At 74.2% G+C, this 19,984-nt stretch carries 16 protein-coding genes; 7 read left to right on the top strand and 9 right to left on the bottom strand.

Annotated elements, in window-relative coordinates; translation table 11 throughout:
* Window positions 1-123: 123 nt before the first annotated feature.
* A complete protein-coding gene (locus tag O4U47_RS01250; protein WP_270675251.1) occupies window positions 124-795 on the top strand; it encodes a DUF6461 domain-containing protein in 672 nt (223 codons plus the stop codon).
* Between the two features lie 613 nt (window positions 796-1,408).
* Here the strand turns inward: O4U47_RS01250 and O4U47_RS01245 are convergent.
* From O4U47_RS01245 to O4U47_RS01235, 3 genes are all read right to left on the bottom strand, one after another.
* Window positions 1,409-2,572, bottom strand: a complete 1,164-nt coding sequence (locus tag O4U47_RS01245; protein ID WP_270675249.1) for a quinone-dependent dihydroorotate dehydrogenase — start codon at window positions 2,570-2,572, stop codon at window positions 1,409-1,411.
* Window positions 2,573-2,951: 379 nt separating this feature from the next.
* Window positions 2,952-3,869 carry a proteasome assembly chaperone family protein gene (locus O4U47_RS01240; RefSeq protein ID WP_270675247.1) on the bottom strand — a complete coding sequence of 306 codons (918 nt, stop codon included), beginning with the start codon at window positions 3,867-3,869 and terminating at the stop codon, window positions 2,952-2,954.
* Between the two features lie 631 nt (window positions 3,870-4,500).
* Window positions 4,501-6,285 (bottom strand): ABC-ATPase domain-containing protein, encoded by a 1,785-nt coding sequence (locus O4U47_RS01235; RefSeq protein ID WP_270675245.1) that lies wholly within the window; start codon window positions 6,283-6,285, stop codon window positions 4,501-4,503.
* A 412-nt stretch (window positions 6,286-6,697) separates the two neighbouring features.
* Here O4U47_RS01235 and O4U47_RS01230 point away from each other — a divergent pair, with 412 nt between their 5' ends.
* A complete protein-coding gene (locus O4U47_RS01230) occupies window positions 6,698-8,002 on the top strand; it encodes a TrkH family potassium uptake protein (protein WP_333563626.1) in 1,305 nt (434 codons plus the stop codon).
* 33 nt (window positions 8,003-8,035) lie between these two features.
* On the opposite strand, the gene O4U47_RS01225 is transcribed toward O4U47_RS01230, so the two are convergent.
* Window positions 8,036-8,419 (bottom strand): VOC family protein, encoded by a 384-nt coding sequence (locus O4U47_RS01225; RefSeq protein WP_270675242.1) that lies wholly within the window; start codon window positions 8,417-8,419, stop codon window positions 8,036-8,038.
* Between the two features lie 176 nt (window positions 8,420-8,595).
* Between O4U47_RS01225 and O4U47_RS01220 the strand changes: the two genes are divergently transcribed.
* On the top strand, window positions 8,596-10,674 hold the full coding sequence (locus O4U47_RS01220) for an acyltransferase family protein (protein WP_270675240.1): 2,079 nt from the start codon (window positions 8,596-8,598) through the stop codon (window positions 10,672-10,674).
* Window positions 10,675-10,727: 53 nt separating this feature from the next.
* On the opposite strand, the gene O4U47_RS01215 is transcribed toward O4U47_RS01220, so the two are convergent.
* A complete protein-coding gene (locus O4U47_RS01215) occupies window positions 10,728-11,102 on the bottom strand; it encodes a hypothetical protein (RefSeq protein ID WP_270675238.1) in 375 nt (124 codons plus the stop codon).
* A 260-nt stretch (window positions 11,103-11,362) separates the two neighbouring features.
* Between O4U47_RS01215 and O4U47_RS01210 the strand changes: the two genes are divergently transcribed.
* The gene (locus tag O4U47_RS01210) at window positions 11,363-11,701 is read left to right on the top strand and encodes a hypothetical protein (RefSeq protein WP_270675236.1); all 339 of its coding nucleotides are present in this window, start codon (window positions 11,363-11,365) and stop codon (window positions 11,699-11,701) included.
* A 69-nt stretch (window positions 11,702-11,770) separates the two neighbouring features.
* Here the strand turns inward: O4U47_RS01210 and O4U47_RS01205 are convergent, their stop codons facing one another.
* The gene (locus O4U47_RS01205; RefSeq protein WP_017625813.1) at window positions 11,771-12,220 is read right to left on the bottom strand and encodes an Lrp/AsnC family transcriptional regulator; all 450 of its coding nucleotides are present in this window, start codon (window positions 12,218-12,220) and stop codon (window positions 11,771-11,773) included.
* Between the two features lie 134 nt (window positions 12,221-12,354).
* Between O4U47_RS01205 and pdhA the strand changes: the two genes are divergently transcribed.
* The 3 genes from pdhA to O4U47_RS01190 are packed head-to-tail and all read left to right on the top strand — an operon-like array spanning window position 12,355 to window position 16,040.
* A complete protein-coding gene (gene pdhA / locus O4U47_RS01200; protein WP_270675233.1) occupies window positions 12,355-13,452 on the top strand; it encodes a pyruvate dehydrogenase (acetyl-transferring) E1 component subunit alpha in 1,098 nt (365 codons plus the stop codon).
* A gap of 3 nt (window positions 13,453-13,455) precedes the next feature.
* Window positions 13,456-14,475 carry an alpha-ketoacid dehydrogenase subunit beta gene (locus O4U47_RS01195; protein WP_270675232.1) on the top strand — a complete coding sequence of 340 codons (1,020 nt, stop codon included), beginning with the start codon at window positions 13,456-13,458 and terminating at the stop codon, window positions 14,473-14,475.
* Window positions 14,472-16,040, top strand: coding sequence for a dihydrolipoamide acetyltransferase family protein (locus tag O4U47_RS01190; RefSeq protein ID WP_270675230.1), 1,569 nt, complete (start codon window positions 14,472-14,474; stop codon window positions 16,038-16,040). Before O4U47_RS01195 ends, O4U47_RS01190 begins: the two co-directional genes overlap by 4 nt.
* A gap of 162 nt (window positions 16,041-16,202) precedes the next feature.
* Here the strand turns inward: O4U47_RS01190 and O4U47_RS01185 are convergent, their stop codons facing one another.
* The 3 genes from O4U47_RS01185 to O4U47_RS01175 form a co-directional block, all read right to left on the bottom strand.
* Window positions 16,203-17,222, bottom strand: a complete 1,020-nt coding sequence (locus O4U47_RS01185) for a hypothetical protein (protein ID WP_270675228.1) — start codon at window positions 17,220-17,222, stop codon at window positions 16,203-16,205.
* Between the two features lie 534 nt (window positions 17,223-17,756).
* The gene (gene kynU / locus O4U47_RS01180; RefSeq protein ID WP_270675226.1) at window positions 17,757-19,004 is read right to left on the bottom strand and encodes a kynureninase; all 1,248 of its coding nucleotides are present in this window, start codon (window positions 19,002-19,004) and stop codon (window positions 17,757-17,759) included.
* A gap of 47 nt (window positions 19,005-19,051) precedes the next feature.
* Window positions 19,052-19,918: a tryptophan 2,3-dioxygenase gene (locus O4U47_RS01175; protein WP_270675224.1), complete on the bottom strand. Its 867-nt coding sequence runs from the start codon at window positions 19,916-19,918 to the stop codon at window positions 19,052-19,054.
* Between the last annotated feature and the right edge of the window lie 66 nt (window positions 19,919-19,984).

The raw sequence follows: 19,984 nt of genomic DNA, 5'->3' as shown, positions 1-19,984 counted from the left end.
TGAAGAAGATCCGGTCGGCGCGCCTCAGCGCGCCCTTTGGCGCCCTTGCGGCGGTGGCCTGACGTGGCCCGGTATCCGGTGTTCCGCCGGGGAACTCGGCACGATGCGCCCATCGTCCCTTCTATGGAGCCCTCCCCCACCGGGAAGGGATCCGGCGACGGCACCACCCGCACACGGGGAACGGAGATGTCGATGGGCGCATGCGCGGCAGACTACGCCTGGCTCGAGGAGACCCAGCCCGACCTGGCCGAGGCGTTCTGCCTGTCCTACGTGCGCGGTCTGACCAAGACCGAGTCGCTGCGCCGCCTGGGGGCGCCGCAGGAGCGGCTGCGCTCCCTGCCCCTCGCCGACGCCGTGGAGGCGGGCCTGTGCTGCGAGGACGGCCCGCCGCCGACGGCCCACGCCCTGACCCTCAACGGCTGGGCGGTCGTGGTGGAGCCGACCGGCTGCCGGGCGACCCGTCCGGACTGCTACCGGGCGCTGTCGGCCCAGACCGAGCTGGTGTCGGTGCGCGTGCTGCTGGACCGGCGCTACGAGTTCCGCTGGGTGGCCGACGGCGTGCTGCGGACCTTCTTCGACGCCCGGGAGCCGCACCTGCGCCGGGGCACCCGCCCGGACGCCCTGGACGCGGAGATGGGCTCGGTGGGCCTGTCGAACGGCGAGCCGGACGACCCGTCGGCGTCGGTGCTGGCCCTGGCCGAACGCGTGACCGGCGTACGGATCCGCCCGAGCCACCTGGACGGCCCCCTCCTGGGCGCCGAACTGGACACCGGGGTCCCGCTCCCCGCCCGCTGACCTTCGGCGGCGAAGAAGCGCGGGCGGCTCTTGCCGCGGCGCTGTCGGCCGCAGGGTGTGCGCTCGGTCGCCGTGAAGGGCAGCGACGGCCAGAGCGGGACGACTCCTCGGGGCCCCTGCCCCTCCGCGATGATCTCGGGGAAAACGACGCTAAAACCGCGCTGGTAGCGTCGTTTTCCCCGAGATCAACAAGGGCGCCCCCTGCATCGCGGGGAAGAGGGGCACCGGCCACCCGCCCGGCGGCCGACAGCGCCACCGCAAGGGCCGCCGACATTTCCTCTTCGCCGCCCTCCACCTCACACCCCGGCAACCCGCCGCCCGGCCGGGGCCCGTCAGCGGGGTACCAGCCGAGTCGCCACCCGCCCGGACCGCGAGGAACCCGGCGGTCGGCAAGCAGGCCGGAGCGGTGTACCAGCTGTCCCCGTCGCCGCCCTTCACAGTGACCGGCCCACACGCCCGCCGCCCGACAGCGCAGTGAGGGGAACCGCCGACCTCCGTCGTCGCCGCCCCTCCCCGGCACCACAGCGGCCCACCACCCGCCCGGGGCCCATGAGCGGGGCACCAGCCGTGCCATCGCCTCCCGAGCCCGCCTCGCTGCTCTGGGGGCGCGTGCTCAGCCTTCCGCCGGTCCCGTCGCGTCCGCCGACGACGCCTTCTCTGCGGGCGGCGCGTCGATGCCGACGGCCTCCCCGACCGACAGCAGGCCCGAACGCCGCACCAGGCGGGCCAGGCCCCGGTGGATGCGGCGCGGCCACATCGGCCCGCCGTAGATCAGGCCGGTGTAGCCCTGAACCAGGGTCGCCCCCGCGCGGATCCGCTCCCAGGCGTCCTCCGGCGTCTCGATCCCCCCGGCGGCGACGAGCACCAGGCGGTCGCCCGTCCGGGCCCGCAGCCGCCGCAGGACCTCCAGGGCGCGCTCCTTCAGCGGCGCGCCCGAGAGCCCGCCCGCGCCCGCGGCCTCCACGGTCTCCGGGTCGGTGGCCAGCCCTTCCCGCGCGACGGTGGTGTTCGTGGCGATGATCCCGTCCAGCCCGAGCTCCAGGGCGAGGTCGGCGACGGCGTCGACGTCCTCGTCCGCCAGGTCGGGGGCGATCTTGACGAGCAGCGGCATGTCGCCCGCCCCCTCGGCGTCCAGGGCCGTGCGCACGGCCTCCAGGATGGGCCGCAGGTGCTCCACCGCCTGCAGGCCGCGCAGCCCCGGCGTGTTCGGCGAGCTGACGTTGACCACCATGTAGTCGGCCAGACCGGCCAGCTCCCGCGCGGAGTCCGCGTAGTCGGCCGCGGCCTCCTCCTCGGGCACCACCTTGGTCTTGCCGATGTTGGCCCCCACCACGGGGCCGCGCCGCCCCTTCGCGGTGTGGCGCTCGCGCAGCCCCCGCAGCCGGTCGGCGGCAGCGGCGGCGCCGTGGTTGTTGAAGCCCATGCGGTTGACGATGGCCCGGTCCGGGACCAGGCGGAACAGCCGCGGAGCGGGGTTGCCCGGCTGGGCCCGGGCGGTGACCGTGCCGACCTCGACGAACCCGAAGCCCACCGCGGTCAGGCCCTCCGCCAGCTCGGCGTCCTTGTCGAACCCGGCGGCCATGCCCAGCGGCCCGGGGAACTCCCGGCCGAAGGCGGTGACGGTCAGCTCGGGCTCGCGCGGCCCCAGGACGGTACGCGCGGCGGTGGCCGCCCCGGGCACGGAGGCCAGCCCGCGCAGGCCGACGGAGGCGAGCCGGTGGACCGACTCGGCGTCGGTGCGCCGGAGCACGGCGTGGAACAGCAGCTGGTACAGCACGGTCTCTCCCCCTCGCCGCCCCGGCGGGCGGCCTCGTTCACTCCTCGCCGCCCGGCCTTCGGCGGCGCTCTTCGTCACCGCTTCGCGAACGGCACGGTCTCCTCCCGCCCCGAGGCGGGGCGGCGCCCCGGGCACGGCGCGACGGCGTCCTGCCCACCCCGCCACGCGCGCACCGCACCGCACTGACGCCGAGCACGGACGGAAGCGCACCTCAAGCCTTGCACGGCCGCCCCGCTCCCGGACGTGTCGCGCGAATCACGTCCGGCGCAGGCGGCGCCCCAAGGGCACCGGCCGCGAACCCCGATGGTTCTCCCGAGATCAACAACGGAGGGGCCGGGCGTGCGGACCCCGACAGGTCTCCCCCTGCCTCAGCCGTACCTCAGCCGTCTCCTCCGCGTTCGCGGTCGGCGAGGAAGCGCTCCAGCTCGTCGCCGAGCTCCTCGGCGGTGGGCAGGGCCGACTCCCCGTCGAGCAGCTCTTGGGCGTCCAGGCCCTCGCGCGCCGACATGAACTCGTCGTACTGGCGCTCCAGGTCCCCCACCACGCTCTGCACCTCGTCGGACTCCTCGACCTGCGCGGCGATCTCGGAGTCGGTCTCGCGCGCCGACTCCTCCAGGCGGGTCACCGGCAGCGACAGGCCGGTGGCCCCGGCGACGTAGTCCAGGGCGGCGATGGCGGCCCGCGGGTACTCCGACTGGGCCAGGTAGCTCGGCACGTGCACGGCGAACCCCGTGGCGTCCATCCCCGCCTGGCCCAGGCGGTACTCCAGCAGCGACGCCGCGCCCGCGGGCACCTGCACCCGGCCCAGCCACGGGCTGTGCGCGGACACCAGCTCGGGGCGGGTGGCGTGCGCGGTGACGGTCACCGGGCGGGTGTGCGGCACGGCCATGGGGATGCCCTGCACACCGACGGTCAGGTCCACGCCGAGGCGCTCCACCAGGCCGCGCACCGCGGCGACGAAGCCCTCCCACTCGCGGTCCGGCTCCAGGCCGTGCAGCAGCAGGAAGGGGGTGCCCTCGGCGTCGTGCATGCGGTACAGCGTCAGCCGGGGCGGGTTGTAGTCCGTGTAGGCGTTCTCCACGAACGTCATCACCGGCCGCCGGGAGCGGTAGTCCAGCAGGCGGTCCACGTCGAACACCGCGACCTCGTCGGCGCTGGACTCGGCGAACAGCGCCTCGGCCGCCTGCCGGCCGACGGCCCCGGCGTCCACGTAGCCGTCGAGGACGACGAGCATCACCGATCCCCCGCCGGTCTCGGCGCCGGGGCGGAGCTCGTACAGGTCTGCGGGGTCGGGCACCAGTGGGGATCTCCGTTCCGAAGGATGGGGCCGCCCGGTGCCCTCTGGCCGGGCCCGGGTCCGCGCTCCAGGATAGACGAACTGGGCGACACGCCCGTGTGGTGCGGGCGGGTTCCGTGTCGCCTGCGCGGCGCCGCGGAGGCGGCACGGCGCGGGTGCGGAGCGGCGGCCGCGGCACGGATCGGTGCGCCCGTGGGCCCACCGGCCGGGTACGGCCGTCCCTCCCTCCAACACCGCTCCCCCGCCCGCGCATTTCGTATGCGGCCCCGGTGCCCCCGTTCCCGGCGTCCGTTCGGCGGGCGCCGGTGGGGCGCACGGTCAGGCCCCGAGTGCGTGTTCTCGGAGGCTCTTCGAGCGCCGACGCACCCGCTGTGTCGCCTTCCGCGCCATGGCTTCCACACCATGGTTCTGACGGGACGCCTTCCACAGGGGCGGCACAGCAGAGGGCCGCACGCCGCCCGCATGGCGGGGGCGACGTCCATCCCCGCCGACCGACTTGCGCGTTCCGTGCCACGAGCCGACAGCGCACCGGGGAAACGCTCCGTCGGACCACAGACGGCCCGTACCGTCTATACGGTCTATACCGTCTTGACGGGCCGTACGGTCCGTCCGGCCCCGGTGCCCGCCCTCTTCAGCCGCTCCGGCGGACGCGCAGGGACCTCAGCCGGTTCAGCGCCGCCGCGGTCTCGAACCTCCTGGGCAGCGCGAAGTCGCCCAGGTATCCCCGGCCCAGCACCGACGCCGCGCCGCTGCCGTCCCCGTCGGCCTCCGCCAGCAGGTCCTCGAGCGCGTCCAGCGCCTCGGCCACCGTCGCGCGGCCGTCGACCAGGCCCCGCTCGGTCAGCGTGCGCATCGCCAGGCCCACGCCGATCACCTGGCCGGGGTCGACGAGCTGGGTGAGGCCCCGCACGTCGATCTCGTTCTCGCCGTAGGTCAGCACGTCCATGTCGCGCCGCTTCAGGCGCATCCGGCCGCGCGCCGTCGCGTCCACCGACCGCGGGTCGACCACCCGCCGCGCCGGGGCCGGGAAGTCGGCGTCGGTGCGCTCGGAGGCCAGCTCCCGCGCCCGCTCGGTGACGTCGTAGGGCCGGTACCCGTCCAGCATCACCACCTGGTCGGCCACGTCGAAGTAGTCGCCGCTGCCGCCCATGACCAGCACGGTGGACACGCCCTGGTCCCGGTGGAGCGGGCGCACCAGGTCGACGAAGGGGGTCAGCGGCTCCCGGTCGCCGTGCACCAGCTCCTGCATGCGGGCGTCGCGGATCATCAGGTTCGTGGCGGTGGTGTCCTCGTCCACGAGCAGCGCCCCCGCGCCCGCCTCCAGCGCTTCGGCGATGTTGGCCGCCTGCGAGGTGGAGCCCGACGCGTTGTCGGTGCGGAAGTCGGAGGTGTCGGCGCCGGTGGGCAGGTTGCGCACGAACGCGCTGACGTCGGTGCGCTCCACCCGCCTCCCCTCCTCGGCGCGGATCTTGACCGCGTCGGCGCGGGTGGCCACCAGCTCCCGCCCGTCGCCGGGCACGTGGTCGTACACCCCGCGCTCCAGGGCGTGCAGCAGGGTCGACTTTCCGTGGAAGCCGCCGCCGACGATGAGCGTGATGCCCTCGCGGATGCCGAGCCCGGACACCTCCCCGGCGTGCGGAAGCCGGACGGAGGCCCGCATGCTGGGCGGGGCGGAGAACGGCACGAAGTCGCCCTCCATGGGCCGGTCGCTGACCCCGCTGGCCCGCGGCAGCACCGACCCGTCGGCGACGAACGCCACCAGGCCCAGGCCGGGCAGGGCGTCCCGCAGGGCCGCCGAGTCCTCGACGCTGTCGGCGAAGGCGGTCGCCTCGGCGGTGTCCAGGGCGTCCCAGCGCAGCGCCTCCACCATCTCCGGCAGCCGCTCGCAGAACTCGGCGCGCGCCGACCGGCCGTCGATGCGGCGGCCGTGCCCGGGCATCTCGATGCCCAGGCGCAGCAGCACCTCGCCGTCGCGGATGCGGCCCGAGGCGCGGTCCAGCACCTGCTGGCCGCCGGCGTCGATGCGCAGCCGGGCGCCCTTGAGGGCGCGGTGCGCCACCCGCAGCAGGTAGTCGGCGGTGGCCCGGCGCCGCACCGGGTCGGTCCAGGCGTGCTCGGGCAGCCCGGCCACGTCGGCCGGGATCCGCACCGCGATGCGGGACGGCGGCGCGAACGGGTCGGCCTGCACCTTCTCGATGCTCAGGGTGAAGTCGTCGAACTCCCAGTCGCCGACGAGCGACTTGTAGCGCCCGTACGAGGCGCCGTCCATCCGGCCCAGCTCCTCGGCGAGCCGGGCCGCGTCGCGCACGCCGGTGATCCGGGGCGCCGGGGGCTTGCCCCGGCCGCCTCCGCGGTCGCCCCCGCGTCCGCCTCCGCGACCGCCGTTTCCGCGGTCGCCGCCGTAGCGTCCCGGCATGGATGTGCCCCCTCGTTCCGTGGCCGGTACTGGCTGGTGCCGGACCGTCCGCAGGCCCGGCACGGGGCCGCCACGGCCCGTGAGCGGCCCCGTCTGCGGATGCTATCGGCCGTTCCCGCCCTTCTGCGGTGTCCGGAATCCAACACGCTGATCAGCGCCTCCGGCGTTTGGGCCCCGCCCGGGCACGCTTAAGATCGCTACGGCCGCCCGAAAGAAGCGGGCCGTCCCGATACCGAATCCTCCGAGGAGCCCGTTGAGTCCGCGCACCGTGCCCGGCGACATCTGGCCGCCCCCGCCCCGGCGATCCGGGACGGCCGCGCGGCTGCGGTCCCGGCTCAGGCGCGCGCTGTGGTCGCGGCGCGCCCCCTCGGTGGTGCCGCACCGGCCCTGGACCAAGCCCCCGCAGCTCCTCGTGGGCGGTTTCGCCCTGGTGATCCTGGTCGGCACCGGGCTGCTGAGCCTGCCCGCCGCCGCTGCGGGCCCCGGCGCGGCCCCGCCGCTGACCGCGCTGTTCACGGCCACCTCGGCGGTGTGCGTGACCGGTCTGATCGTGGTGGACACGCCGGTGTACTGGTCGACGTTCGGCCAGTGGGTGATCCTGGGCCTGTTCCAGATCGGCGGCTTCGGCATCATGACGCTGGCCACGGTGCTGAGCCTGCTGGTGACGCGCCGGGTGCGGCTGCGCATGCAGCTGCGCGCCGGGGCCGAGACCAAGAGTGTCACCCTGGGAGAGGTGCGCCAGCTGCTGCTGGGCATCCTGCAGGTGACGGTGGTCTTCGAGGCGCTGCTGACGGCGATCCTGTCGGCGCGGCTGATCCTGGCCCACGGGGAGGAGCCGCTGCACGGGCTGCGGCTGGGCCTGTTCCACGCGGTCTCGGCGTTCAACAACGCCGGGTTCGCCCTCTACAGCGACAGCCTGGAGTCGTTCGCGACCGACCCGTGGATCACCGTGCCGGTCGCCCTTGCCGTGATCGCCGGGGGCCTGGGCTTCCCGGTGTGGGTGGAGCTCTACCGGCACGCGCGCCGCCGCCGCGAGCCCCACCACTGGACGCTGCACGCCAAGATCACCCTGGTGACCACGGCGGTGCTGCTGGCGGCGGGGTGGGCCGGGTTCCTGCTGCTGGAGTGGCGCAACCCGGACACGATGGGGCCGCTGTCGGTCGGCGATAAGGCGCTCACCGGCTTCTTCCAGTCGGCGATGACGCGCACCGCCGGGTTCAACTCCCTGCCGTTCGGCGACATGCACACCCAGACGCTGTTCATGACCGACATGCTGATGTTCGTCGGCGGCGGCAGCGCCGGGACCGCCGGCGGCATCAAGGTGACCACGTTCGCCCTGCTGGCGTTCGTCATCTACGCCAACGTGCGGGGCGAGTCGAGCGTGCACATCGCCCGGCGGCGGCTGACCGAGGGCGTGATCCAGCAGGCGATCACCGTGGTGCTGCTGGCGATCGGGCTGATCTTCACCGCGACGATGGCGCTGATGACGATCACCCCGTTCACCCTGGACCAGATCCTGTTCGAGGTGATCTCGGCGTTCTCCACGGTGGGCCTGTCCACCGGGATCACCGGCGACCTGTCGCCGCCCGGCGAGGTGATCGTCATCGTGCTGATGTTCACCGGGCGGCTGGGGCCGATCACCGTGGCGACGGCTCTGGCCCTGCGGCGGCGCACCCGCAGGTTCGAATACCCGCAGGAGCGCCCGATCGTGGGGTGAGGGCGGGGCGCGTCCGCCCCCGGGGCGGCAGGGTCATGCTCCGCTGCCGTAGGGGCGCGTGATGATCTCCAGCCGGTGCCCGTCGGGGTCGTCGAAGTAGACCCCGCGCCCGCCGTCGTTGCGGTTGACCTCCCCGGGCCGGGTCTTGCCCGGGTCGGCCCAGTACGGCATCCCCCGGTCGCGGATGCGCCCGAAGATCCGGTCGAAGTCGTCCTCCCCCACGAGGAAGGCGTAGTGCTGCGGCACGATCGCCTCCGTGGTGTCCATGTAGTCCAGCGTCACCGCGTTGGCGGCCTCGACCGCCATGAACGGGCCGAACGGTGTGGCCGGCGGCAGCCCGAACAGCTCGGTGAGGAACGCCGAGGACGTCGTCTTGTCACGCGCCAGGACGATGGTGTGATTCAGCTCGATGGCCATGCTCCGCCTCCTGTCCGTCGCGCCGCCGTCCGCGGCCGGATGCCACCGACGGTAATTCTTCGAGTGCGCTTGAGGTCAAGGGCGCGCGGTTCGGGGCCGGGCGTCCGGCGCGGACGGCGCCGCGTAGGCTGGCCCGTGTCCGTTCCGCCCCTTTCCCCTCTCCACGCGCACCTGCCATGACCGACGCCCGCACGCCCGCCCCCGAGCGGCGCACCGACCTGGACGGCCTGCGCGGTCTGGCCGCGCTGCTGGTCGCCGTCTACCACGTGTGGTCGACCCGGGTGTCCGGCGGCGTCGACGTCTTCCTCTTCCTCACCGGCTTCTTCATCACCGCCTCGCTCCTGCGCTCGATCGAGCGGGAGAGCCGCGTGCCCTTCGCCCGGTTCTGGTCGCGGCTGGTGCGGCGGCTGTCCCCGGCGGCCGGGGCGGTGCTGCTCGCGGTGGCGGCCGCGACGCCGCTGCTGCTGCCGCGCCCCGCCTGGCGGCAGGTGTCCGAGGAGCTCACGGCCTCGGCGCTGTACTACGAGAACTGGAAGCTGGCCGCCAACGCCGTCGACTACCTGGGGTCGGTGTCGCAGGCGAGCCCGGTGCAGCACTTCTGGTCGCTGGCCGTGCAGGGCCAGTTCTACCTGGTGTGGCCGGCGGTGGCGGCGCTCGCGGCGCTGGCCGCCGCCCGCACCCGGGCGGGGGGCCGGATCGGGGTGCGGCCGCTGCTGGCGGGCGCGGCCGCGGTGGCGGCCGCGGTGTCGCTCGCCTACTCGGTGCAGGCCACCGCGGCCGACCAGCGGTGGGCCTACTTCGACTCCGGTGCCCGGCTGTGGGAGCTCGCCCTGGGGGCGCTGCTGGCCGCGGTGCTGCCGTGGGTGCGGCCGCACGCCCGGCTGCGCGCGGTGATGGGCTGGACCGGGGTCGCGGCGCTGGTGGCCTGCGGGGCCGTGCTCGACGCGGGCCGCATGTTCCCCGGCTGGATCGCACTGTGGCCGGTCCTGGCCGCGGCCCTGGTGGTCGTGGCGGGCGCCGGGGGCGCGCCGCCGCGCGGTGTGGGCCCGCTCCTGGAGCTGCCGCCGCTGCGGCGCCTGGGGGCGCTCGCCTACCCGTTCTACCTGTGGCACTGGCCGATCCTGGTCTTCTCCCTCGCCGCGACCGGGCGGGAGCAGGCCGGGGCGCTCGGCGGCGCGTTCGTGCTGGTGCTGGCCTACGCGCTGGCGGCGGGCACGGAGTGGGCCCTCGAAGGCAGGGTGCTCCGGCGCCTGCCCGCCCGGCCCGGGCCGGGGCTCGCCGTGGCCGCGGGGGCGGCGTTCCTGGTTCCGGTACTGGCGCTGGTGCCCGTGTGGCAGGCCCGGCTGGCGGCCGGGCAGGAGCGCCTGGCGGAGCAGGCGGCGGACTTCGGCTCCTACCCGGGCGCCCGGGTGGTGGACGACGCGCGCCTGGCCGCGTCCCTGCCGGAGAAGCCGGTGTACCCGGACCTGACCGACCCGGTGGACCCGTGGCTGACGCACACCAACGGCTGCAACGCCGAACTGACCGACCGGGAGCTGGTGGTGTGCGCGTTCGGCCCGGAGTCGGCCGATCGCACGGTGGCGATGGTGGGCGACTCGCACGTGGGCCAGTGGTTCCCAGCGCTGCTGGAGGTGGCCGACCGGCGGGGCTGGCGCATCGAGGTGATGACCAAGAACGGATGCGCGTTCAGCACCGACCCGCGTCCGGGCGGCGGGGAGGCGGCCGCGTCCTGCCGGGAGTGGAAGGCGCAGGTCGGTGAGCGTCTGCGGAGCGCGCCGCCGGACGCGGTGTTCACCAACGGCACGCGCAGCGTGCGGGCCGGGGACCCGGGGGCCGAGCGGGTCCCGGAGGGGTACCTGGAGCGCTGGGAGGAGATGGGCGGCCTGGGCGTGGGCGTGATCGCGGTGCGGGACACGCCCCGCCTGGACTTCGACGCCCCCGAGTGCGTGGACACCGAGGGCCGGGAGGCCTGCGGGGTGGCCCTTCGGGAGACGTTGGCGCCGCGCTCCCCGCTCGAGGAGCCGGGCGGGCGCCTGCCGTCCGGGGTCGCCCCGGTCGACATGACCGGGCACCTGTGCCCGGAGGGGCGGTGCCCGTCGGTGATGGGCAACGTGCTGGTGATGGGCGACGACGACCACATGACCGCGACGTTCTCCCGGTCGCTGGCCCCGGCCCTGGAGGAGGCCCTGCCGGAGGACCCGGGGAGACTCGCCGCCCCGGCGGACGGCTCCGCCGGGGCGGACGGAAACCCTTGAGGGGCGCGGGATCCCCCGGGCGCGGGGCAGGGCTCCCCGTGCCGTGAGGGGGGTCAGCCGACCGGCATGCGGGTGAACCCGGTGAAGCGGGGCAGGACGGTGGCGCCTTCAGGAAGCAGGGCGGCGATGCCGTCCTCGACGTCGCCGTAGACCCGGAAGTCGGCGACCTCGCAGTGCTCCATCACCCCCCTGATGAAGGGGTCGGACATCGCCATGTGCGCGCGGATCGAGTCGGAACCGGTGTGCAGCTGGAAGGAGTGGGCGAGCATCCGCTCCTCGTCGATGAAGACCTCGACCATGAGCTGGGGGCCGTGCTCGCGGACGAAGTCCAGGGCGCGGGCGACCGCACGCCTGAACCCCTCCAGGTGGCCGTCGTGGATGCGCATGGTGTTGTGGAACAGGACCACGTCGTCGTGTGTGTCGGTCATGCGGCCATCCTCGAAGTTCACCTTAACTCGAAGTCAAGGGGGGGTCTTTTCGGACCTGCCCCGACCATCGACCGGCCACCCCGGATCCGACGTATCGCTCGGGAAAGCGGCATGTCACAAGCGATTCGACGGTCGAATTCGCGACTCATACCCGCATCAATCGACAGGTCTCGATGCCGTCGGCGAATTCGCCGCACCGCGCGGGTTTCCGCCCCTCCGGCCTCGGACACGAACGGTTCCGGTCACAGCACCGTCAGTGAATGAACCTCGATCGGAGTGCCATGAAGCGCATCCCCTTGGCCGCCGCCACCGTCGCCGCGTCCGCCGCCCTCGCCCTCTCCGCCGTCGCCCCGGCGTCGGCCGCCCCTGGACAGCTCAGGTGGACGTTCAACCACGCGGAGTGGCACAACCACGACAACCCCACCCCTGGCTGCTACACCATCGCCGCCGGAGACGCCGCCCCGACGATCGTCTTTGAAAACCAGACCGTGGACGCCGTGGCTCTGCACTTCGGCCCCGACTGCGCCGGACCCGGCCCGATCGTTGACCCCTTCGAGGCGGTCGGCTTCCCCACTCGGAGCTACAGGGTCTTCAGCTGATCCGCGTCGTTCCACCATCCGGCTGCGAGCCACGGGGGCGCCCCTCACCGGGGGCGCCCCCGCCCCGTGTCACAGTGCCGGCGCCACGTCCATCTCGTCGAGCACGAACAGTGTCCGCGTGCTCACCACCTCCGGGATACGCTGCAGGCGCTCCAGCACGAACGTGCGCAGCGCCGCCGCGTCGGCCACCCGCACCAGCAGCAACAGGTCCACATCCCCCGACACCAGCGCCGCGTGGTGCACCTCCGGGATCGTGCGCAGCAGGTCGCGGAACGCCTTCCACGACTCCTGCCGGATGCCCACCGAAACATAGGCCGCCAGCCCGTACCCGCACTTCTCCGGGTCGACCACCGCGGTGAACCCCTTGATGACCCCTTCCGAGCGAAGCCGGTCCAGCCGCGCGTAGGCGTTCGCCCGCGAGATGTGCGCGCGCTCGGCCACGCTGCGCATCGACATCCTGCCGTCCTCGCGCAGAAGGGCGATGATCCTCCGGTCCACGTCGTCGAGGGCCGCGGCCATGTGTCTCACCTCACACCGTCCGTATCGTGGACCGGCTGGACGTCCGGCCGCACATTCCCGCCCACGGCGTCCGTTCGTCCGCGGTCGTCCGCCGGATATGGACAGTATGGGGTGACGAAGCACATATTCAAGACATGAAGCGCAGCGATGACGCACGCGGATCGGCTCCACCGCTCCCCTCCGTGGAGCCCACCGGGCTGGTCGACCCGACCGGCCGCAGGACCGAGGGGACCGCCTACGACACTCCCGAACCGGGCACCCTCCTCGCCCTCCTGCGCGGCATGGTCATCGGCCGCCGCTTCGACCGCCAGGCCAGTGCGCTCGCCCGCCAGGGCCGCCTGGCCGTGTACCCCTCCTCCCGCGGCCAAGAGGCATGCCAGGTGGGCGGGGCACTGGCCATGGCGGACCGCGACTGGCTCTTCCCCACCTACAGGGACTGCGTCTCCCTGGTCGCGCGCGGCGTCGACCCCGTCGAGGTGCTCACCCTGCTGCGCGGGGACTGGCACAGCGGCTACGACCCCCGCCGCCACCGGTGCGCCCCGCAGTGCACACCGCTGGCCACCAGCGCCCCGCACGCGGTCGGGCTCGCCTGGGCGGCCCGCCGCGCCGGGGAGGACACCGCCGCCCTGGTGATGATGGGCGACGGCGCCACCAGTGAGGGCGACGCGCACGAGGCGTTCAACTTCGCCGCCGTGTGGAAGGCGCCGGTGGTGTTCCTGGTGCAGAACAACCAGTGGGCCATCAGCGTCCCGGTGGAGAAGCAGTCCGCCGCGCCGACCCTGGCGCACAAGGCCGTCGGGTACGGCATGGCCGGGGCGCACATCGACGGCAACGACGCCGCCGCCGTGTACGCGGCGGTCTCCCAGGCCCTGGCGTCGGCCCGGGACGGCGGCGGGCCGACCCTCATCGAGGCGCGCACCTACCGTCTGGACCCGCACACCAACTCCGACGACCCGGGCCGCTACCGGGACGACTCCGAGCGCGCGCGCTGGGAGGACCGCGACCCGCTCACCCGCCTTGAGGCGCTGCTGCGCGCGGAGGGCGCCCTGGACGACACGGCGATGGACGGCTTTGAGAAGGAGGCCGAGAACGCGGCCGCCGCCGTCCGGGAGCGCTACTCCGGCGAGGACGAGACCGCGCCTGAGGAGCTGTTCGCGCACGTGTACCACTCGATCCCGGCGCAGCTGGAGCGCCAGCGCCGGGACCTGCTGGCCGAGATCCGGGAGGGCTGAGCGATGGCCGGGACCGTCACCCTGGGGCAGGCGCTCAACCGGGCGCTGCGCGATGCGCTGGCCGCCGACGATTCGGTGGTCGTCTACGGCGAGGATGTGGGCCCACTCGGCGGGGTGTTCCGCGTCACCGACGGGCTGACCGCCGAGTTCGGCGAGGATCGCTGCTTCGACTCGCCCCTGGCCGAAGCCGGGATCGTCGGCACGGCGGTGGGCATGGCCATGTACGGGCTGCGGCCGGTGGTGGAGATGCAGTTCGACGCGTTCTCCTACCCGGCGTTCGAACAGGTCGTCTCGCACGTGGCGAAGATGCGCAACCGCACCCGCGGCCGCCTGGAGCTGCCGATGGTGATCCGCATCCCCTACGGCGGCGGCATCGGCGCGGTCGAGCACCACGCCGACTCCTCCGAGGCGTACTGGGCGCACACCCCCGGCCTGCGGGTGGTCACTCCGGCCACCCCCTCCGACGGGTACTCGATGCTGCGCGAGGCGGTCGACTCGCCCGACCCGGTGGTGTTCCTCGAACCCAAGCGCCGCTACTGGACCAAGGAGGAGGCGGTGCTGCCGGTGCGCACCGCCCCCATGGACCGGGCCGTGGTGCGCCGCTCCGGCGACGACGTGACGCTGCTCGCCTACGGGCCGATGGTGGAGACCGCCCTGGAGGCCGCCGCGGCCGCCGCCGAGGAGGGCACCTCGGTGGAGGTGGTCGACCTGCGCAGCCTGTCGCCGTTCGACGACGCCACCGCGGCCGCCTCGGTGCGGCGCACCGGCCGGGCGGTGGTGGTGCACGAGGCCTCCGGGTTCGCCGGGTACGGCGCGGAGGTCGCGGCCCGCCTCACCGAGCAGTGCTTCCACTACCTGGAGGCGCCGGTGCTGCGGGTGTGCGGGCTGGACGTGCCCTACCCGCCGCCGGGCCTGGAGGAGCACCACCTGCCGTCGGTGGACCGCATCCTGGACGCCTTCGACCGGCTGCAGTGGGAGCGCACCTGGACCTCCGCGCCCGCCCCGGCGGAGGTGGGCGCATGAGCGCAAACGGGCGCGACTTCGCCCTGCCCGACCTGGGCGAGGGCCTGACCGAGGCCGAGCTGGTGGAGTGGCGGGTCGCGGTCGGCGACACGGTCACGGTGGACCAGCCGGTGGCCGAGGTGGAGACCGCCAAGGCCGCGGTGGAGGTGCCCTGCCCGTTCGCGGGGACCGTCACCGCGCTGCACGCCGACCCGGGGCAGACCGTTCCGGTGGGGGCGCCGCTGGTCACCGTGGCCGCCGAAGGCTCCGCCGAGGCGGCGGCCCCTGAGGAGCCGGACTCCGGGCGGTCCCCCGTGGAGCCCTCCGCGCCCCGGCAGGCTTTCACCGAACCGGGGACCGTCGTCCCCGAGGCCCGCACCTCCCCCGAGACCGGTTCGCGCGGCAACGGCGCCGCGCAGCAGGGCCAGGGCTCGGGCGCGGTCCTCGTGGGGTACGGGACCGGGGCGGCCCAGCCCCGCCGGGGGCGGCGCCGGCCGGGGACGACGGTGTCCCCGGCCGCCGCGCCGCCCTCCGGCCCGGAATCGCGCGCGAGCCGGGTCCCGCCCGTGGTCTCCCCGCTGGTGCGGCGGCTGGCCAGGGAGAACGGCGTGGACGTGGCGCAGGTCGCCGGAAGCGGCGAGGGCGGCCTGGTGCTGCGGCGCGACGTGGAGGCGGCCGTCCGCACACTGCACGGGCCGACCGCGCCCGGCGCGGTGGACGGCGGGCACGCCGCGGGCACGAGGGGCGCCACCAGCGCGACGGGCGTGACGGGCGTGACGGGCCCCGCGGCCAGGGCCGTCGGGGGGCCCAGCGAGAACGGAGCACCCGGTACCGGCGATCGCACAAGCGCTCCCGGCACCGCCGCTCCCGGCACCGGCCCGGGGCCGCGCGGCCCCGAGGAGCGGATCCCGATGCGCGGGGCACGGGCCGCCATGGCCGAGCGGCTGTCCCGCTCGCGGCGGGAGATCCCCGAGGCGACGGTGTGGGTCGACGTGGACGCCTCCGGGCTGGTGGGTCTGCGGTCCCGCCTGAACGCGGCCGACCCCGGCCGGCCGGTGAGCCTGCTGGGGCTGCTCGCGCGGTTCTGCGCGCTGGGCCTCCAGCGCTTCCCCGACCTCAACAGCCAGGTCGACACCGAGCGCGGGGAGCTGGTCCGGTTCTCCCGGATCAACCTGGGCGTGGCCGCGCAGACGCCGCGCGGCCTGGTGGTGCCGGTGGTCACGGACGCGGGGGCGATGAACGCGCGGGAGGTGTCGGCGGCGATCGCCGAGACGGCGCGCACGGCCCGCGACGGCGCCCTGTCCCCGGAGGACATGTCCGGGGGCACCTTCACGGTGAACAACTACGGGGTGTTCGGCGTCGACGGGTCGGCGGCGATCATCAACCACCCGGAGGCGGCGATCCTGGGCATGGGGCGGATCATCGACCGCCCGTGGGTCGTGGACGGCGAGCTGTCCGTGCGCCCGGTGACGGAGCTGACCCTGGCCTTCGACCACCGGGTTTGCGACGGCGGCACCGCCGGGGGCTTCCTCCGCTTCGTCGCCGACCGCGTGGAGTCCCCGGAGCTGCTCCTCGGAGAGCTGTAGGGGCGGCCCCAGCGTCCTACGGCGTTGATCTCGGGAGAAAGGACGCTACCGGCGCGGTTTTAGGGTCGAATTTCCCGAGATCAACGCGGATGAAGAAGCGGCGGGTTCCTGCTCCGGAGGGACGGAGCAGGAACCCGCCGCAGTGAGGGGGCGGGAGGGCCCTTAGGCGCCGTGGCGGCCCCTGGAGCGCAGGCGCTCCACGACGTTGTCGCGGGCGGTGCCTGCGGCGGTGCCGGCCTTGGCGGCCAGGTCGGCGGCCTTGGCGTAGGCGGAGGACTCCTTCACCCGGGTTCCGGCGTCGGCGGCCTTGGCCACCCACGGCTCGGGCAGGCGGGAGGCGACCCGGGACAGCAGGCCGCTGCCCTCGGACGCGTAGGAGGCCGCGGGGCGGCGGGCGAAGAAGAGCGCGATGAGCAGCGCCGGGAGGACCGCGAGGGTCAGCGCGCCCGCCGCGAGGGGCAGGTCGGCTCCGGCCAGGGTGAAGCCGTTCATGCTGTTGGCCGCGGTCTGGGCCTCGGTGCCGGTGGACGAGCCGCCGCCGGAGTCGCCCCGGCTGTGGGCGGCGAGCTCCTCGTCGGTCTGCTCGGCCTTCTTCTCGGCGGCCTCGGCCTCGGCCTTCTCCTCGGCCTTCTTCTGCTCCTCCTCCTTCTTCTTCTGGGCCTCTTCCTCCTTCTTCTGGGCCTCCTCTTCCTTCTTCTTCTGCTCGTCGGCCTTCTTCTCCTCGTCGGAGCGGAGGTCGTCGGGGATGGCGGAGACCGCGCTGTCGCACACCGTGGAGCCGCTCATCGGTCGGGGCGCGCCCTCGGTTCCGTGGCCGTCGCCCCACTTGGTGATGACGTACTCGACGTCGATGTGGCCGTTGCCGCCGGAGACGGTGTAGCTGGAGTCGTTCCAGGACTCCCCGGTGAGCTCGGCGAAGGTCTTGCCGTCCAGGTCGAGCAGGACGTTGCAGCCCTCGGCCGGGTCGCCCGGGCCGCGGTCGCCGATGAAGAACTCGGCCTTCTTGCCTTCGTAGAGGACGTAGCCCTCGGTGCCCAGCGGCCAGCTCGGGCTGGCCGCGAGGCCCTTCTGCATGGGCTCGCCGGATGCGGGGGCGCCGGTGTCTCCGTTGATGCCGGAACCGTCGTCCCAGAAGTAGGACGACTTCACCTTGCCGTACTGGATCGGACTGTCAGAGCTCATTGAGTGAAACCCACTGGGGTCGGAGACAGGACCGAACGAGGCACAGGGGAATCCGGGCACGGCGGTTCAAGGGCGCGGCGGATCCGGTGCATGCGACGGCACATGGGCGGCTGCCCGTGGTCGCGTGGGCGGGGACCGGCGTTTTGCGGGGGGTGGGACCCCGAGCGCCGCGGGGGCGGCGCCGCCAGAGGAGTCCGGCTCGCACGCCGGCCACTCCGGTCCCCGAGAAGATCGGGGGCCTCGTTCTGCCCGGCCCACATGGTGCGCGGCCGGGAAGGACACCGGCCCGTGAAACACCTAGGTCACGAACCGGTCACGAAGGACTGTAACCCACGGAAAAGTAAAATGCGATGGGACTACAGGTAAAAACGCAGGTCAACGAGGCCACAGGGGAGCCCCTGCGGCGTCGGGACCGCCCGCGCCGCAGGGGCTCTCGCATCTCGATCGGGTAAAAAAGCGGTGCTCGTCACACCATCGTGCGGCCCTGGTCTCGGCCGACCGCCGCCGGGCCGCGGGAGCGCCGCCCGGGGCCGGTCAGGTGACCTGGGACCGCCTGGAGTGGCGGGGATCGCGCCACTCGCCGGACTCCACGACCTCCACCAGCGCCGTCGCCGCGTCGAACACCTCGGTGTAGCCGAGGTAAAGCGGGGTGAAGCCGAAGCGGAGCACGTCCGGGGCGCGGAAGTCGCCGATGACGCCGCGCGCGATCAGCGCCTGGACGATCGGGTAGCCGTCCGGGTGCGCCAGCGACACCTGGCTGCCGCGCCGCTCCGGTTCGGCGGGGGTGACCAGCCGCAGCCCGCCCGGCCCGGTGCCGCCCGGGGCGGCGATGGTGATGAACAGGTCGGTCAGGGCCAGGCTCTTGGTCCGCAGCTGCTCCATGTCCACCCGCGACCACACCCGCAGGCTGGCCTCCAGCGCCGCGTCGGCGACCAGCGGCTGGGAGCCGCTGAGCAGGCGGGAGGCGCCGTCGGCGGGCCGGTAGTCGGGTTCGAAGTCGAAGGGGCGGGCGTGCCCGTGCCAGCCGCTGAGGGGCTGGCGCAGGTGGGGCTGGTGGCGCCGGGCGGCGTAGACGAAGCCGGGGGCGCCGGGGCCCGCGTTCAGGTACTTGTAGGTGCAGCCGACGGCGAAGTCGGCCCCGCAGCCGTCCAGGTCGACCGGGACCGCGCCCGCGCTGTGGCACAGGTCCCACACGACCAGGGCGCCGTGGCGGTGCGCGAGCTCGGTGATCGCCGCCATGTCGCGCAGCTCACCGGTCCGGTAGTCCACGTGGCTGAGCAGCAGGACCGCCACGTCTCCCCCGGCCAGCGCCTCCTCCAGGGCGTCGGGGCGGGCGGGGGCGCGGCGCTCCTCGGCACCGGTGATCTCGGCGGCGCCCTGGGTGATGTACAGGTCGGTGGGGAAGTTGCCGTCCTCGCCCAGCAGCACGGAGCGCCCGGGGTTCAGGCGCAGCCCCGCCACCAGGGTCTTGAAGATGTTGGCGGAGACGCCGTCGCCGACCACCACCTCGTCCCCGGCGGCGCCCAGCAGCGGGGCGAGCATGGCGCCCAGTTCGCGTGGCTTGTCCCACCACCCGGCGTCGTTCCAGCTCGCGATGAGGCCCTCGCCCCATTCGCGCTCGATCAGGTCGGCGACGCGGCCGGGCACCGCGGCGGGCAGCGCGCCCAGCGAGTTGCCGTCCAGGTAGATCACGCCCTCGGGGAGCCGGAACTCGCCGCGGAATGCGGCCAGCGGGTCCTCGGCGTCGCGCTTCGCGCACTCTTCTCGGGTCACGGGCGCCATGCGGCGGTTCCCTTCTCGTGTCCGCTCACGGATTGCGGTGGTGGTTCTCACAGCTCGGTGCGCAGCGACCACAGCTCGGGGAAGACGTCCTCGGCGGCGTTGGCGGCCAGCCAGCGCAGCCCGTTGGAGCCGCCGGTGCCGGGCTTGGCGCCCATGGAGCGCTTGACCGCGGCCAGGTGCCGCTGCCGCCACCGGGTGACCCGCTCGGCGGTGTCCAGCAGCGCCTCGGCCAGGGTGAACAGGTCGTTGCCCGGGGTGTCGTCGGCGTAGACGCGGGCCCAGGCGGCGCGCACCCCGTCGTGCTCGGCGTAGGGCCGGGCGCGGTCCCGCTCCAGCGCCTCCTCGGGCACGGGCAGGCCGCGCCGGGCGAGCAGGCGCAGGGCGGCGTCGTAGAGGCCGGGCTCGGACATCGCGCGCTCCAGCTCGGCGCGGGCGCGCGGGGAGCCCTTGTGCGGGCGGACCATCGGCTCGGAGGTGTTCCCGAGCAGGAACTCCAGCCGGCGGTAGGTGTGCGACTGGAAGCCCGAGGCGTCGCCCAGGGCGTCGCGGAAGCGGGAGAACTCGGTGGGGCTCAGGTCGGCGAGCAGGTCCCAGGAGGAGACCAGCACGTCCTGGACGTGCGCGCCCCGGCGCAGCTCGGCCAGGGCGGCGGGCACGTCGTCCTCCTCCATGGCGTCGCGGGCCCGCTCCCAGTGCCCGGCGAGCAGGGTGAACAGCAGCTCCATCACCTGCGTGGCGATGATGAAGGAGGTCTCGGACGGCTCGTCGGTGCGCGGGCGCTGCAGGTCCAGCAGCGTGTCGATGGCGCCGTAGCGGGCGTAGGGGGTGTCACCCGCGATGTCGAGTTCCGGTTCGCCTCCGGTGCGTGCGGCCCGCTTCTCACGTCTGCGCTCGGCCGCGGACGGGATCGGCATCGTCGCCCACCTCTTCGCTGATCAGGCCCCGGCCCGGCGCCGGAGCGTCCCCGATCCCTCAGCATG

The sequence above is a fragment of the Nocardiopsis suaedae genome (genome assembly GCF_027706745.1).
In the GTDB taxonomy this organism is placed as follows: Bacteria; Actinomycetota; Actinomycetes; order Streptosporangiales; family Streptosporangiaceae; genus Nocardiopsis_A; species Nocardiopsis_A suaedae.
Note: the sequence above shows the minus strand (reverse complement) of the source record. Positions and strands in the feature narration are given on the sequence as shown.